Origin of the sequence: Sphaerisporangium aureirubrum (assembly GCF_042658925.1) — a bacterium.
Classification (GTDB): domain Bacteria; phylum Actinomycetota; class Actinomycetes; order Streptosporangiales; family Streptosporangiaceae; genus Sphaerisporangium; species Sphaerisporangium aureirubrum.
In genome coordinates, this window is the sequence record NZ_JBHSRF010000078.1 from 1 (window position 1) to 15168 (window position 15168).

The 15168-nt window shown below is 71.8% G+C and carries 12 protein-coding genes and 1 tRNA gene; 7 read left to right on the forward strand and 6 right to left on the reverse strand.

Translation table 11 applies throughout. The features are described from left to right. A partial coding sequence (locus ACFP1K_RS33540) for a serine/threonine-protein kinase (RefSeq protein WP_380761009.1) occupies nt 1–1017 on the reverse strand: 1017 nt, incomplete at its 3' end. Between the two features lie 101 nt (nt 1018–1118). On the opposite strand from ACFP1K_RS33540, the gene rsmA reads away from it, so the two are divergent. The 3 genes from rsmA to ACFP1K_RS33555 all read left to right on the forward strand — a co-directional run bounded on the left by rsmA (nt 1119) and on the right by ACFP1K_RS33555 (nt 4862). Continuing rightward, complete coding sequence (rsmA, locus tag ACFP1K_RS33545; protein ID WP_380761011.1) at nt 1119–1976, forward strand: 16S rRNA (adenine(1518)-N(6)/adenine(1519)-N(6))-dimethyltransferase RsmA; 858 nt, start codon at nt 1119–1121, stop codon at nt 1974–1976. A 55-nt stretch (nt 1977–2031) separates the two neighbouring features. Beyond that, nucleotides 2032–2991, forward strand: a complete 960-nt coding sequence (locus ACFP1K_RS33550; RefSeq protein ID WP_380761013.1) for a 4-(cytidine 5'-diphospho)-2-C-methyl-D-erythritol kinase — start codon at nt 2032–2034, stop codon at nt 2989–2991. A gap of 74 nt (nt 2992–3065) precedes the next feature. Next, on the forward strand, nt 3066–4862 hold the full coding sequence (locus ACFP1K_RS33555; protein ID WP_380761015.1) for an ABC-F family ATP-binding cassette domain-containing protein: 1797 nt from the start codon (nt 3066–3068) through the stop codon (nt 4860–4862). A gap of 6 nt (nt 4863–4868) precedes the next feature. Here ACFP1K_RS33555 and ACFP1K_RS33560 read toward each other — a convergent pair whose 3' ends face one another. Continuing rightward, nucleotides 4869–5372 (reverse strand): MarR family winged helix-turn-helix transcriptional regulator, encoded by a 504-nt coding sequence (locus ACFP1K_RS33560; RefSeq protein WP_380761073.1) that lies wholly within the window; start codon nt 5370–5372, stop codon nt 4869–4871. 95 nt (nt 5373–5467) lie between these two features. On the opposite strand from ACFP1K_RS33560, the gene ACFP1K_RS33565 reads away from it, so the two are divergent. Both ACFP1K_RS33565 and ACFP1K_RS33570 read left to right on the forward strand, forming a co-directional pair. After that, nucleotides 5468–6232, forward strand: a complete 765-nt coding sequence (locus ACFP1K_RS33565; RefSeq protein ID WP_380761017.1) for a trans-aconitate 2-methyltransferase — start codon at nt 5468–5470, stop codon at nt 6230–6232. 42 nt (nt 6233–6274) lie between these two features. Continuing rightward, complete coding sequence (locus ACFP1K_RS33570) at nt 6275–7762, forward strand: CYTH and CHAD domain-containing protein (protein ID WP_380761019.1); 1488 nt, start codon at nt 6275–6277, stop codon at nt 7760–7762. Nucleotides 7763–7802: 40 nt separating this feature from the next. Here the strand turns inward: ACFP1K_RS33570 and ACFP1K_RS33575 are convergent, their stop codons facing one another. The 4 genes from ACFP1K_RS33575 to ACFP1K_RS33590 all read right to left on the reverse strand — a co-directional run bounded on the left by ACFP1K_RS33575 (nt 7803) and on the right by ACFP1K_RS33590 (nt 12987). Beyond that, entirely contained in the window at nt 7803–8699 is an 897-nt protein-coding gene (locus ACFP1K_RS33575) for an NUDIX hydrolase (protein ID WP_380761021.1), read from the reverse strand. Beyond that, the gene (locus ACFP1K_RS33580; RefSeq protein ID WP_380761023.1) at nt 8692–10785 is read right to left on the reverse strand and encodes an RNA degradosome polyphosphate kinase; all 2094 of its coding nucleotides are present in this window, start codon (nt 10783–10785) and stop codon (nt 8692–8694) included. The genes ACFP1K_RS33575 and ACFP1K_RS33580 overlap by 8 nt, the downstream gene beginning before the upstream one ends. Before the next feature lie 62 nt (nt 10786–10847). Continuing rightward, nucleotides 10848–11906 carry a TetR/AcrR family transcriptional regulator gene (locus ACFP1K_RS33585; protein ID WP_380761025.1) on the reverse strand — a complete coding sequence of 353 codons (1059 nt, stop codon included), beginning with the start codon at nt 11904–11906 and terminating at the stop codon, nt 10848–10850. Between the two features lie 139 nt (nt 11907–12045). Next, nucleotides 12046–12987: an acyl-CoA desaturase gene (locus ACFP1K_RS33590; RefSeq protein WP_380761027.1), complete on the reverse strand. Its 942-nt coding sequence runs from the start codon at nt 12985–12987 to the stop codon at nt 12046–12048. Between the two features lie 390 nt (nt 12988–13377). Here ACFP1K_RS33590 and ACFP1K_RS33595 point away from each other — a divergent pair. Both ACFP1K_RS33595 and glmU read left to right on the forward strand, forming a co-directional pair. Beyond that, nucleotides 13378–13450 (forward strand) — tRNA-Gln (locus ACFP1K_RS33595). A gap of 176 nt (nt 13451–13626) precedes the next feature. Further along, nucleotides 13627–15114, forward strand: coding sequence for a bifunctional UDP-N-acetylglucosamine diphosphorylase/glucosamine-1-phosphate N-acetyltransferase GlmU (gene glmU, locus ACFP1K_RS33600; RefSeq protein ID WP_380761029.1), 1488 nt, complete (start codon nt 13627–13629; stop codon nt 15112–15114). Nucleotides 15115–15168 lie beyond the last annotated feature (54 nt).

Consider the following 15168-nt stretch of genomic DNA (forward strand, 5'->3'; position numbering starts at 1 on the left):
GGGGGCGGGGGTGGGGGTCGGCGGGTCGGGGGTGGCGAGGTTGGCGGGGGGCTGCCAGGACTCCAGGAGCTCGCTGGCGATCAGCGTGGGGGCCTCGGGCGGCGCCACCAGGGTGGGCGGGTCCACCGGGAGGGGCTCGGACGCGAGGGCACTGCCGCCGACCAGCGCGATCAGCAGCTCCTGCGCGCTCGGCCGCCTGGCCGGGTGGGCGTCGGTGGCGAGCCGTACCAGCCGGTCCAGCGGCGCGGGCAGCTCGCCGAGGTCGGGCCGCCCGTTCAGCACCCGGGACGCCAGCGCGATCATGTCGCCCCGCCCGTACGGATGCCGCCCGTTCCCCGCGTACGCGACCAGGCAGCCCCAGGCGAACACGTCGGCGGCCGGTGTGATCTCCTCGCCGCGCACCTGCTCGGGCGCCCACCAGCCGGGGCTGCCCAGCAGCTCCCCGGACCGGGTCACGCCCTGCGTCGCGTCCAGCGCCCGCGCGATGCCGAAGTCGATGACCCGGGGCCCCGACATGGACAGGATGACGTTGGCGGGCTTCAGGTCGCGGTGCACCAGCCCGGCGACGTGGATGGCGGCCAGCGCCGCCGCCACCCCGAGCGCCACGCCGTGCAGCGTCCCGGCCTCCAGGGCGCCGTACCGCGTGATCTGCCGGGACAGCGGGGTGCCCGGGATGTACTCGGTGACCATGTACGGCCGGCCGTCCTCGGCGTTCCCGTTGTCCAGCACCTGCGCGGTGCAGAACGACGCCACCCGGCGGGCGTTGACGACCTCGGAGTGGAACCGGGTGGCGAACCCCTCGTCGATGGTGAACTCGGCCTTGACGACCTTGACCGCGACGAGCCTGCCCGTGCCGGGCGCCTCGGCGAGGTAGACCGTTCCCATGCCTCCCTCGCCGATCCGGCCGCGCAGCGCGTAGGGCCCGATCCGCTCGGGATCGTGCGGGCGCAGGGGCTGCGCACCGGTGCGGTCCATTGACGACGCCTCCTCGCTGACTGGCGCGGCCACGTTACCCATGCCCACTTTCCTCTGGCTTGAAGATCGGTTAAGGGTGGTACGGCTTTCGAGGTGGTTCGTCACCTGCCTCGTCAATGTCTTCGGTGCGAGACACTGTGTGGATGGGGAGCTCAATTGTTAACTTGCTCGGGCCCTCCGATATACGTAATTTGGCGGACAAGCTGGACCTTCGTCCGACAAAACGGCTCGGGCAGAACTTCGTCATCGACGGCGGCACGGTGCGGCGCATCGCCCGGCTCGCCGGGGTGACCCCTGACGACGTGGTGATCGAGGTCGGCCCCGGCCTCGGGTCGCTCACGCTCGCGCTGCTCCCCGAGGCCCGGCGGGTGGTCGCGGTGGAGATCGACCCCGTGCTCGCCGGGCGGTTGCCGCAGACCGTGGCCGAGCGGGCGCCGTCCCTGGCCGACCGGCTCACCGTCGTGGAGGCCGACGCGATGCGGGTGCTGCCGGGCCGGCTCGGCGCCGAGCCGGACGTGCTGGTGGCCAACCTGCCGTACAACGTGGCCGTCCCCGTGGTGCTCCACCTGCTGGAGGTGCTGCCCTCGCTGCGCGGCGGCCTCGTGATGGTGCAGTCCGAGGTGGCCGACCGCATGGCCGCGGGCCCGGGTTCCAAGGTGTACGGCGTGCCGTCCGCCAAGGCCGCCTGGTACGCCGACGTCCGCCGCGCCGGGCCTGTCGGCCGCACCGTCTTCTGGCCCGTGCCGAACGTCGACTCCGGCCTGGTCGCCCTGGCCCGCCGCGACCCGCCCGAGACGTCCGCGTCCCGCGAGGAGGTCTTCGCCGTCGTCGACACCGCCTTCGCCCAGCGCCGCAAGACCCTGCGCGCCGCCCTGGCCCCCTGGGCGGGCTCTCCTGCCGCCGCCGAGCAGGCCCTGCGCGCCGCCGGTGTCGACCCGTCCCTGCGCGGCGAACGCCTTTCCATCACCGACTTCGCGAGGATCGCCGAACACCGCCCGTGATCGCCCCCGGGTCGTTCCCCCAGGTGGCCGTCCCGGACCACTACCATCGGTACCCGTGACTTCCGTGACCGTCCGCGTCCCCGCCAAGGTCAATCTCCAGCTGTCCGTCGGCCCCGTGCGCGACGACGGCTACCACGACCTGGTGAACGTCTTCCACGCCGTCTCCCTGTTCGACGAGGTCACCGCCACCGGCCTCCCGGAGGCCGCGGCGGGCGAGGACGACCCGATGACCGCGGGCGGCGTCACCGTGCGGGTGAGCGTGGAGGGCGAGTCGGCCGATCAGGTCCCGCTCGACGCGACCAACCTCGCGGTCCGCGCCGCGCACGCGCTCGGCGCCAGGGCCGGGCGCCCGCTCGCCGTCGCGCTGCACATCCGCAAGGCGATCCCGGTCGCCGGCGGCATGGCCGGGGGCAGCGCGGACGCCGCCGCCGCCCTGGTCGCGTGCGACGCGCTGTGGGGCCTCGGCCTCGGAACGGACGAGCTGACGGAGATCGCCGCCGGCCTCGGCAGCGACGTCCCTTTCGCCCTCCTCGGCGGCACCGCCGTCGGCACCGGCCGCGGCGAGAAGCTCACCCCCCTGCCGGACACCGGCCGCTACCACTGGGTCTTCGCCCTGGCCGACGGCGGCCTCTCCACCGCCAAGGTCTACGCCGAGTGCGATCTCCTGCGCGAGGCCACCGGCGACCACCCCGCCTGGCCCGAGGTCTCCGCCCGCCTTCTGGCGGCCCTTGAGGCGGGCGACCCCAAGGAACTCGGCGAGTCCCTGATCAACGACCTCCAGCCCGCCGCCGTGATGCTCTTCCGCCCGCTGGCCCGCACCCTCGCCGCCGGCCGCGACCACGGCGCGCTGGGTGCCCTGGTGTCCGGCTCCGGCCCCACCTGCGCCTTCCTCACCGGCTCCCCCGACCACGCCCAGGAGCTGGCCCTGGCCCTCGGCGTCGCGGACGTCTCCCGCGCCACCCTGGCCGCCCACGGCCCCGTCCCGGGCGCCACCGTCGTCGCCACCACCCCCTGATCGGGCGCCGTCGCGCCGCGGGAAGGTGGCGAGGGGGTGGCCGAGGGCGGGGAGGCCACTAGGCTTTGAGGGCGATGAATCTGGTTAATTTGGAATCGGTCTCCCTTGCCTACGGGCCCAAGCCCCTGCTCGACGACGTGTCTCTCGGGATCGAGTCCGGGGACCGCATCGGCGTCGTGGGGCGCAACGGCGACGGGAAGACGACACTCGTCTCGCTGATCGCGGGCACGGTGGCGCCGCACGGGGGACGGGTCACCCACACGCGGGGTCTGCGGGTGGGGGTGGTCGCCCAGGCGGACGACATGGAGCCCGGCCTCACGGTCGGCGAGGTGGTGCTGGGGGAGCGGGCCGAGCACGAGTGGGCCGGTGACCAAGGGATTCGCGAGATCCTCGGCAACCTGCTCGGGGACATCGAGCTTCAGGCCCGCGTGGGGGAGCTCTCCGGCGGGGAGCGGCGCCGGTCGGCGCTGGCGCGGGTGCTGATCGGGGAGCACGACCTGATCGTGCTGGACGAGCCGACCAACCACCTGGACATCGAGGCGATCGCCTGGCTGGCCGGCCATCTGGCGGCGCGGCGGTCGGCGCTGCTGGTGGTCACGCACGACCGGTGGTTCCTGGACGCGGTGTCCACCAGGACGTGGGAGGTCGTGGACGGCGCCGTCCACCGCTACGAGGGCGGGTACGCCGCGTACGTCCTGGCCAAGGCGGAGCGGGCGCGGATCGCCCAGGCCACCGAGGATCGCCGCCAGAACCTCATGCGCAAGGAGATCGCGTGGCTGCGCCGCGGCCCGCCCGCGCGCACGTCCAAGCCGAAGTTCCGCATCGACGCCGCCCAGGCGCTGATCGCGGACGAGCCGCCGCCGCGCAACACCGTCGAGCTGGTGTCGTTCGCGTCCGCGCGGCTCGGCAAGACCGTCTACGACCTCGACGAGGTGACCCTGCACGCGGGCGGCCCGGGGCAGGGCCCTCTGGTGCTGGACCGCTGCACCTTCCAGTTCGGCCCCGGTGACCGTCTCGGGCTGATCGGCGTGAACGGCTCGGGCAAGTCGTCGGTGCTGCGTCTGCTGGCCGACGCGGTCCGGCCCGACTCGGGCAGGGTCGTCCGGGGCCGCACGGTGCGGCTCGCGCACCTGTCCCAGGAGCTGGCCGAGCTGGACCCGAACCGGCGGGTGCTGGAGACCGTCGAGGAGATCCGCGCGTTCATCCAGGTGGGCAAGCGCGAGTGGACGGCCTCGCAGCTGCTGGAGCGCCTCGGGTTCCGGGGCGAGGCCCAGTGGAAGGTGATCGGGGACCTGTCCGGCGGCGAGCGTCGCCGCCTTCAGGTGCTGCGGCTGCTGATGGACGACCCCAACGTGCTGCTGCTGGACGAGCCGACCAACGACCTGGACATCGAGACGCTGAACGAGCTTGAGGACCTCCTCGACGCGTGGCCCGGCACCCTGGTGCTGGTCAGCCACGACCGCTACTTCCTTGAGCGCGTCACCGACCGCTGCGTGGCCCTGCTCGGCGACGGCCGCCTCTCGCTGCTCCCCGGCGGCGTCGACGAATACCTCCAGCGCCGCTCGGCGGGCACCGCGCTGACCGCGCGGGCCTCCCTCACCACCCCTTCGGCGCCGACCCCGCAGCAGACCGCGGCCGCCCCGGAGAGGTCGGCCAAGGAACTGCGCGAGGCCCAGAAGGAGCTGTCCCGCCTGGAGCGCCGCCTGGAAAGGATCGGCGAGCAGGAGGCCACCCTGCACGCCGCCATGGCGCGGTCCGCCTCCGACTACGGCAGGCTCGCCGAGATGGACGCCGAGCTGAAGGACCTCGCCTCCCAGCGCCAGTCGGTCGAGGTGGAGTGGATGGAGCTGGCCGAGCGCCTGGAGGGGTGACGGCCCTCAGGCGCCGTTGTGGGCGGCGTCGAAGGGCGCGAGGATGGTGCGCAGCAGGTCGGCCAGGGTGCGCTGATCGTCGGGCGCGAGGCCGGCCAGCAGCTCGCGTTCGCGGCGCAGCAGGTCGGCGAAGGCGGCGTCCACACGTTCGCGGCCGGCGTCGGTGAGCGACACCAGCACGCCCCGGCGGTCCTCGGGGTCGGGGCGGCGGCGGACCAGCCGGGCGGCGGCGAGGCGGTCGATGCGGTTGGTCATGGTGCCGGAGGTGACGAGGGTGGCGCGCAGCAGGGCGCCGGGGCTGAGTTCGTACGGCTCCCCGGCGCGGCGCAGCGTGGTGAGGACGTCGAACTCCCACGGCTCCAGGTCGTGCTCGGCGAAGGCGGCCCGGCGGGCGCGGTCGAGGTGGCGGGCGAGGCGGGACACCCGGCTCAGCACCTGGAGCGGCGAGACGTCCAGGTCGGGGCGCTCCTGCCGCCAGGAGGCCACGAGTTGATCCACCTCGTCCCGCACGGTGCCCTCGCCGGCACCGTCTCGTCGGCGCGTCGTCATGGATGGAGTCTAGCTCTCTTGACATCGAGACATCTCTCCCGCTAAGACTTATCTTGATGTCAAGAGACTTTTGGGACCCCGACCTGTACGGCCGGTACGCCGGTGAGCGTGCCCGCCCCTTCTTCGAGCTGCTCGCCCGCGTGCGCGCCGAGAACCCCGAGCGGGTGGTCGACCTCGGCTGCGGCTCGGGCGAGCTGACCCTGGAGCTGGCCCGCCGCTGGCCCGGCGCCGACGTGCACGGCCTCGACTCCTCCCCTTCGATGATCGCCAAGGCCCCTCCCGGGCCGCGCTTCAGCGTGGGCGACGCCCGGGAGTGGCGCCCGGACGCCCCGGTGGACGTGATCTTCTCCAACGCCGTCCTGCAGTGGATCCCCGAGCACCGCGAGCTGCTGGCCCGCTGGACCGGCCACCTGCGCGAGGGCGGCCGGCTGGCCTTCCAGGTGCCCGGCAACTTCCACGCCCCGAGCCACGAGCGGGTCCGGCGGCTGTGCCGCTCGGCCCGGTGGAAGGACGAGCTCGGCGACCTGGTGCGCGACGACCCCGTGGACGGCCCGGAGGGCTACCTGCGGCTGCTGACCGGCCTCGGCTGCGCGGTCGACGCCTGGGAGACGACGTACGTCCACGTGCTCCAGGGCGAGGACGCGGTGCTGAACTGGATCAGCGGCACGGCCCTGCGGCCCATGCTCGACCGGCTGGGCCCCGAGCGCGGCCGTGACTTCCGCGCGGACTGCGCCGCGGCGCTCGCCGAGGTCTACCCGCGCGAGCCGTACGGCACGCCGTTCCCGTTCCGCAGGGTGTTCGTGGTGGCCAACACCGGGTGATAGAGGTTGTATATCCACAAACACGGTGATTGGGGATAGGCAATGGCGCTCGAGATAGAAGACAAGTTCGACGTCCCCGCCGGTTTCCTGGTCCCGGACATGTCCCGCGTCCCCGGCTGCGCCGTGGTGGCGGGCCCCAAGAGCTACCGCATGGTCGCGATCTACTTCGACACCCCCGACCTGCGCCTGGCCGCCCGCGGCATCACCCTGCGCCGCCGCAGGGGCGGGAGCGACGCCGGGTGGCACCTCAAGCTGCCCAAGGTCAAAGGCGTCCGCGAGGAGATCGGCATCCCGCTCACCAAGAGCGCCAAGATCGTGCCGCCCGACCTCGCGGACCTTGTCCTCGCCTACAGCCGCCGCGAGCCGCTGGTCCCCGTCGCCGAGCTGGCCACCCGCCGCGAGGTGACCATCCTGCGCGACGCGGACGGCCGTCCGCTGGTGGAGATCGCTGACGACCAGGTCAAGGGCACCGTCTTCGGCGAGGTGTTCGGCGGCGAGCTCCGCGTCGAGCGGTGGCGCGAGGTCGAGGCCGAGCTGCTGGACGGCGACATCACGCACCTCAAGCGGGTCGGCAAGACCCTGCGCAAGGCGGGGGCCACCCCCGCCGCCTCCGGCAGCAAGCTCGGCCGCCTGCTCGGCGACGCCGTCCCCGTCACCGAGCTGGCCGGGCCCGCCGAGGGCACGGCGGGCCAGGTGGTGGTCGACTACCTGAAGTCCCAGGTGGACGCGCTGCACACCCAGGACCCCCGGGTACGGCGGGCCGGTGACGACGCCGTGCACCAGATGCGGGTGGCCAGTCGCCGGCTGCGCAGCGCGCTGAAGTCCTTCGACGGCGTGGTCGCCGGCACCGACGAGATCCAGGAGGAGCTGCGCTGGCTCGCCGGCGTGCTCGGCGAGGCCCGAGACCTGGAGGTCATCCGCGAGCGCTTCGGGAAGCTGCTGGACTCCCTCCACCCGGACGCGCTCGTCGGCCCGGTCCGGACCCGCCTCGACGACGACCTGGCCGAACGCGAGCGCGAGGCCCTCGCCCGTGCCGACATCGCCATGCGCACGGAGCGGTACTTCGCGCTGCTCGACCGCCTGGACGCGCTGGTCGCCAACCCGCCGCTCACCCCGCTCGCCGGCAAGGACGCCGAGAAGCCGCTGACCAAGGTCGCGGCCAAGGGCTGGGGGCGGGTGGTCCGCAAGTACGACGAGGCCTTGGCCATCGAGGACCACGACGAGCGCGCGGTCGCCATGCACGACGTGCGCAAGGCCGCCAAGCGCGCCCGGTACACCGCCGAGGCGCTCAGGTCCCTGCTCGGCGACCGGGCGGCGGCGATGGCCAAGCGCGCCAAGACGGTGCAGGAGGTGCTCGGCCTGTACCAGGACGGCGTGGTCGCCATGGAGATCCTCACCGAGGAGGCCGCCAAGGCCCGCGCGGCCGGCGAGGACACCTTCACCTACGGGGTGCTGGTCGGCCTGGAGCACGCCGAGGCGGAGCGCTCGCACGCCGATTTCCCGAGGGTGTGGGCCGAGTCCCAGGGCTGAGCCGGGTTTCCGCGCCTCGGCGGAGGCGCGGAAGCTCCGGTCAGGTGTTGTAGCGCTCGACCGCGACCACCCGCCCGTCGCGGTGGTGCAGCACGGCGAGCGCGCCCTTGCGCAGGTGGGTGTCCTCCACGTGCCCGTCGTAACGACGCTCGGTCATGGTCGCGAGCAGTTCGGGCAGCACCTTCCCGTGGCCGCACACCGCGGCGGGCCCCTCGGTGTCCAGCCAGGTGAGTACGGCCTCGGGCGAGTGCGCGGCGTCGTACTCGGTCTCGCTGAGCAGCCGTTCGGTGCGGATGCGCAGGTCCCGGCGGGCGGCGTACGGCAGCAGCGTCTGCACGCACCGCCGGCTCGGCGAGCTGATCAGCGTGGCCGGACGGTACCCGGGCAGGATGGTGGCGATGGTGTCGGCCTGCGCGACGCCGGTGTCGTCCAGCGGGCGCAGGTCGTCGTCGAGCTGCCACTCGTGCCGCGCCCCGGCGTTTCCGTGCCTGACCAGCAGGAACGGCGTGGTGTCCAGCGGGGCGGCCGTGATCGCGCGCAGCAGGCCGGCGTCCCAGTCGCCGTAGGTGAGCCGGGCCCGTGCCTGCTCGACCGGCAGCCACTCCAGCCGGTCGACCTCGTCGGACGGCTCCTGCGCGACCTGCTCGACGACCCGCGCCGCCCAGTAGTCGACCCGCTTGAGCTTGCCGCCCTTCAGGTAGTGCACCGGGGGCAGGTGGCGGCCGAGCGCGACGCTGAACCCTGTCTCCTCGGCGACCTCCCGGAGCGCCCCCGCGATGACGTGCTCGCCGGGTTTCAGCTTGCCCTTGGGGAAGGACCAGTCGTCGTACCTGGGCCGGTGGACCACCGCGATCTCCGGCTCGGCGGGGTCGCCCCGCCACACCAGGGCCCCGGCGGCGTGGATCAGGGTGGTGGGATGCACCTGGGGATCAGTCATCGACGGTCCTCCAGCGCCGGGTCCCGATCAGGTGCGACTGCAGGTCCATCAGCGGCTTGCCGTCCTCGCCGGTGTGGTGGCGCGTCCAGCTGCCGTCCGCGCCGAGCCACCACGTGCTCGTCGTGTCGTCCATCGAGAGGTCCAGCAGCTCCGAGAGGTACGCCCGGTGCTGCGGGCTGCTCACCTTGACGAGCGCCTCGACGCGGCGGTCGACGTTGCGGCGCATCAGGTCGGCGCTGCCGATCCAGATCTCCGGCCGCCGGCCGAAGCCGAACTCGTAGATGCGGGAGTGTTCGAGGAACCGGCCGAGGATGCTGCGCACCCGGATGTTCTCCGACAGCCCCGGGATGCCGGGGCGCAGCGTGCACACCCCGCGCACCACCAGGTCCACCGGCACCCCCGCCGTGGAGGCGGCGTACAGGGCGTCGATGATCGGCTCGTCGACCAGCGAGTTGGTCTTCATCCGGATCCGCGCCGGGCGGCCCGCGATGTGGTGGGCGATCTCGCGCTCGATGCGTGCCAGCAGCCCGCCGCGCAGCGAGTGCGGCGCGACCAGCAGGCGGCGGTACGCCGAGTGGTAGGAGTAGCCGGTGAGGTGGATGAACAGGTCGGTGAGGTCCTCGCCGACCAGGGGGTCGGCGGTGAGCAGGCCGAAGTCCTCGTACTGCCGGGCGGTCTTGGGGTTGTAGTTCCCGGTCCCGATGTGGCAGTACTGCCGCAGCTCGCCCGACTGCTCCTGCCGGACGACCAGGCAGAGCTTGGCGTGGGTCTTCAGGCCGACCACGCCGTACACGACGTGGCACCCGGCCCGCTCCAGCTTGCGCGCCCAGGTGATGTTGGCGTGCTCGTCGAACCGCGCCTTGATCTCGACGACCACCACGACCTGTTTGCCCGCCTCGGCGGCGTCGATCAGCGCGTCCACGATCGGGGAGTCGCCGCTGGTGCGGTAGAGCGTCTGCTTGATGGCGAGCACGCCGGGGTCGGCCGCCGCCTGCTCCAGGAACCGCTGCATGCTCGTGGAGAAGGAGTCGTAGGGGTGGTGCAGCAGGATGTCGCGCTCGCGGAGGGTGGAGAAGATGCTGTCCTCGCCCGGCACGGCCTCGGCGGGCACGAACGGCGGGAACAGCAGCTCGCCGCGGTCCAGGTCGGCGATGGCGTGCAGGCCGGACAGGTCGAGCGGGCCGGGCAGCCGGTAGATCTCGTGCTCGGAGACGTCCAGCTCCTCCACCAGCAGGTCCAGCACCGCCGGGGTGATGGTGTCCTCGACCTCCAGCCGGACCGGCGGGCCGAAGCGCCGCATCAGCAGCTCTTTCTCCAGGGCCTGCATGAGGTTCTCGGTGACGTCCTCGTCGACCTCGAGGTCCTCGTTGCGGGTCACCCGGAAGACGTGGTGCTCGACCACCTCCATGCCCTTGAACAGCTGGCCGAGGTGCGCGGCGATCACGTCCTCCATCGGCACGAACCGCTCGGCGGAGGCGGCGACGAAGCGGGGCAGCTGGGAGGGCACCTTGACCCGGGCGAAGACGGTGTGCCCGTTGCTCGGGTTGCGCACGGTGACGGCGAGGTTGAGCGACAGGCCGGAGATGTACGGGAAGGGGTGCGCCGGGTCGACCGCCAGGGGGGTGAGCACCGGGCGGATCCGGTCGCGGAACAGCTTGCGCAGCACGGTCCGCTCGTCGCGCCCGAGGTCGTCCCAGCGGACCACCTCGATGCCGACCGCGGCGAGCTGCGGGGAGATCTGCTTGTGGAAGGCCGCGGTGTGCCGCTGGGCCAGCTCGTCGGCGATGGCGGCGATCCTGGCCAGCTCCTCGCGCGGTTTCAGTCCGCTCTTGGTGCGCAGCAGCAGGCCGGTGGCCATGCGGCGTTTCATGCCCGCCACCCGCACCCGGAAGAACTCGTCGAGGTTCCCCGCGAAGATGGCGAGATAACGCACGCGTTCCAGCAGGGGGACAGCCGGATCCTCGGCCAGTTCGAGCACTCGCTCGTTGAACTGGAGCCAGCTTTCCTCACGGTTGAGGAAGCGCTCGTGGTCGGGTAGGGGTTCCTCCGGCTGCTCGGGCGTCAGCGATGCGGTTTCAGCGGACATATGTCCAAAATGCCCTACTTAATTGAACGAAACGTTAACTTCTTCGCAACGAGCGCCTCTAGTTACTCGCACACCCCGAGTTGCGTCTCCTCGGTCTGCCGGGCGCCCTGCTCGGCGATCTTGGCTTCCTGGGCGCGGAGCCGTTCCTGTTCGCGGCGCTCCTGCGCCCGTACCCGCTCCTGCTCCCTTAACTCCCTCGCCCGCAGCTTCTCCTGCTCCCGCAGAAGCTTCTCCTGCTCGCGCAGCTCGCGCAGGCGCAGCTTCTCCTGCTCGCGAAGCTCCCGCTCCTGCTCCCTGGCCTCCTTCTCGCGAGCCTTCTCCAGCTCCTTGAGCTCACGCTCCCGGGCCTTCTCCTGCTCCTTGAGCTCTTTCTCGCGGGCCTTCTCCAGCTCGCGCAGCTCCTTGCCGCGGGCCTTCTCCAGTTCCCTCGCCTCCTTCTCGGTGGCGGGGACCAGACGGCGGAACTCCATGTCGGGCGGCGGCGTGATCACGGCCCGCTCGGAGGCGGCGGTGAGGCGCGGCTGCGGTTCGAGGCTCGTCAGACCGTTCCAGGCCAGGTTGACGAGATGGGCGGCCACTTCCTTGCGGTCGGGACTGCGGGCGTCCAGCCACCACTGGCCGGTGAGCGCGACCATGCCGACCAGCATCTGGGCGTACATCGGGGCGTGGGTCGGCTCGAATCCCCGCTCGCTGAACTGGTCGGCCAGTACGTCCTCGACCTGGCTGGCGATGTCGCTGATCAGGCTGGCGAACGTGCCGGTGCCGGACGCGGCGTGGGAGTCGCGCACCAGGATGCGGAAGCCCTCGCTGGACTCCTCGACGTACTGCAGCAGCGCCAGCGCGGCGCGCTCCAGGCGGATCTTCGGGTGGCCGGCGATCAGGGCCCCGGCCACCAGGCCGAGCAGCCGCTGCATCTCACGGTCGATCACGACGGCGTAGATGCCCTCCTTGCCGCCGAAGTGCTCGTAGACCACGGGCTTGGAGACTTTGGCGCTCGCCGCGATCTCCTCGATGGAGGTGCCGTCGAACCCCTTCTCCGCGAATAGGGTGCGGCTGATCCCGATCAGTTGCTCCCTGCGCTCCTTACCGGTCATGCGTACACGCGAGCGGGACTCGGTCATGGGTTCAATAATGGCTGGCCGTGGAGGCGGGGCAAACGTCAACGTCCTGGTTTGGTGGGATACGTCGGCATTCCGGGGTGAGATTGGGCCGTAAAGGGGGGAGCGGGCCGCCACAGGGCGGCCCGCCTGAGTGCCTGGCTCAGCCAAGTCGTTTCGCCGCCAGACGCTCGGGCGTCGGCCACCGGACGTCGGTCGCCCAACCGGCCTGCTCGAACCAGCGGATCACCCGGGCGCTCGGGTCGAGCTGACCCTTGAGGGCGCCGTGCCGGGCCGAGGTCGGTTCCGAGTGGTGGAGGTTGTGCCACGACTCGCCGAAGGACGGGATGGCCAGCCACCACACGTTGCGGGACTTGTCACGCACGTCGAAGTCCTCGTTGCCGAACACGTGGCACACCGAGTTGATCGACCAGGTGACGTGGTGCAGCAGCGAGATGCGCACCAGGCTGGCCCAGAAGAACGCGGTGAGCGCGCCGGTGATCGACCAGGTGAACAGGCCGCCGAGCAGCGCGGGCAGCAGCAGCGAGGTGGCGACGAGGTACGGGAACGCCTTGTGGATGCGGTTGACGTCCTTGTCGTTGATCAGGTCGCGGGCGAACCGCTCGCGGTTGGTGCGCTCGGAGGAGAACATCCAGCCGACGTGCGCGAAGAGGAGGCCCTTGGTGAGCGCCTTCCAGTCGCCGCCGAAGCGCCACGGCGAGTGCGGGTCACCCTCCTTGTCGGAGTACTTGTGGTGACGGCGGTGGGTGGCCACCCAGTCGATGACGCCCATCTCGATGGCGAGGCTGCCCGTGATGGCGAGCACGATCTTGAGCGGGCGGTTGGCCTTGAAGGACCCGTGCGTGAAGTAGCGGTGGTAGCCCACGGTGATACCGAGCCCGGTCACCACGTAGAAGACGAGGCCGATCACGACGTCGCTCCAGCCGAGGAAGCTTCCCCAGGCCATGGGGACGGCAGCGATCAGCGCGAGGAACGGGGCCGCCACGAAGACGGCGAGCAGGACGCGCTCGAAGTTGCTCTTGGGCTCGGGCTCCAGATCAGGCCTCGGCGGTGGCGGAGTGGCGCGATCGGCGACGACGGTCATGGGCTACCTCACGTGATTCTCGTGTTGTACGAACAGGTCGTGTCCGGAGCTACGTAACCGTAACCTACGCCATCGTAAGTTAGGAATCCCTAAGCTCGGAATGTGGGGAAGATGACGCATCCGGCGCGTACCGGTGGCGGATCCATGCCTTGCGTAATCCTGCCCCGTTCTGGTAAAGGGCTACTCTGCTGGATCGCAAAGGGAGTGCCGATATCTGTGCGAATCCATGCAACCTCCCTACGGCGCGTCCCAACGGGTGGCGACGGCGGATCGTTCCCTGGTGGCAGGCCGTGGGGCCGTCTGCCCGTCTGGGTCCGCGTAATGCGTTGAGCGCCGCGGGGTCCCGATGGGTATCCTTGTCACCGCGGTTCGGGATGGTCGCCGAAGCGGTCCGGCGTAGGGTAATTGGCAGCCCACCTGCCTTTGGAGCAGGGTTGTCCTGGTTCGAGTCCAGGCGCCGGAACTTTCATCACCCCACCCCAGGTAGGCCCCGGCAGGTCATCCGTTACGGCCGGGGCGGCGAGGGGTTACGGCCGATGGGCGGGTATCCTCGCGGTGTCGGGCGGGTGGCGCCCCGGTGCCCGAGGGGTGCGCGCCGCGCCGACGAAAATACTTAGCGACGCCGAGGGAGCTCAGTCCGTGAGTGTGCCGCGCCCGGCTGCCGTCATCGTCCTCGCCGCCGGTGAGGGCACCCGCATGAAGTCCGCCACACCCAAAGTCCTGCACGAGCTGTGCGGCCGCGCGCTGGTCGACCACATGCTCGCCGCCGCCCGGGGGCTCGCCCCCGAACGCCTGATCGTCGTGATCGGCCACGCCCGCGAGCAGGTCCAGGCCCATCTCGCCGCCACCGGCCCGGACGCCCGCCCGGTCGTCCAGGAAGAGCAGAACGGCACCGGCCACGCCGTCCGCATCGTCCTCGAGGCGGCCGGCGCCATCAGCGGAACGGTCCTGGTCACGTACGGCGACACCCCGCTGCTGCGCACCGAGACGCTGGCCGAGTTGCTCGCCACCCACGCCGCCGACGGCAACGCCGTCACCGTGCTCACCGCCGAGGTGCCCGACCCCGCCGGATACGGCCGGATCGTCCGGGACGCCGCCGGCACCGTGCTCGCCATCGTCGAGGACCGGGACGCCACTCCCGAGCAGCGGGCCATCCACGAGATGAACTCCGGCGTGTACGCCTTCGACGGCCTGCTGCTCGCCGACGCCGTCAAGCGGGTCTCCACCGCCAACTCCCAGGGCGAGGAATACCTCACCGACGTCCTCGCCATCCTGCGCGAGGACGGCCACCGCGTCGGGGCGTACGTCGCCGCCGACCACGTCGAGGTCGAGGGCGTCAACGACCGCGTGCAGCTCGCCTTCGCCCGCCGGGTGCTGAACGACCGGCTGCTCGAGGCGCACATGCGGGCCGGGGTCACCGTCATGGACCCCGCCACCACCTGGGTCGACGTCGAGGTGACCATCGAGGCCGACACCGTGCTGCACCCCGGCACCCGGCTGCGCGGCCGCACGTCCATCGGGCCGGGCGCCGAGGTCGGGCCGGACACCACGCTCACCGACACCTCGGTGGGCGCGGAGGCCGTGGTGCGCAACGCCGTGTGCGACGGCGCCGAGGTCGGGCCGGGGGCCTCCGTGGGGCCGTACGCCTACCTGCGGCCGGGCACCGTGCTCGGGCGGTCCGCCAAGGCCGGCACTTACGTCGAGATGAAGAACGCCCGCGTCGGCGCGGGGTCCAAGGTCCCGCACCTGACCTACGTCGGCGACGCCACCATCGGCGAGGGCACCAACATCGGCGCGTCCTGCGTCTTCGTCAACTACGACGGCGTGGACAAGCACCACACCACGATCGGCGACCACGTGCGGGTCGGCAGCGACAACATGCTGGTCGCCCCGGTGACCGTCCACGACGGCGCCTACACCGCCGCCGGGTCGGTCATCACCAACGAGGTTCCGCCGGGGGCGATGGCGGTGGCCCGAGCGCGGCAGCGCAATATCGAAGGGTGGGTGACCCGCAGGCGCGCGGGCACCGCCTCGGCCGAGGCCGCCCGCCGGGCGTCCGAAGCCGATGGCCGCGGCGCGGGAGACGGCGCGTCCGGCGGGGAAGAAGATCAGAGGAACGGGCGATGAAGCAGGTCGGCGAACTATCCGGAGGGCAGGGTTTCCAGGTGGGTGTGTCAAGCG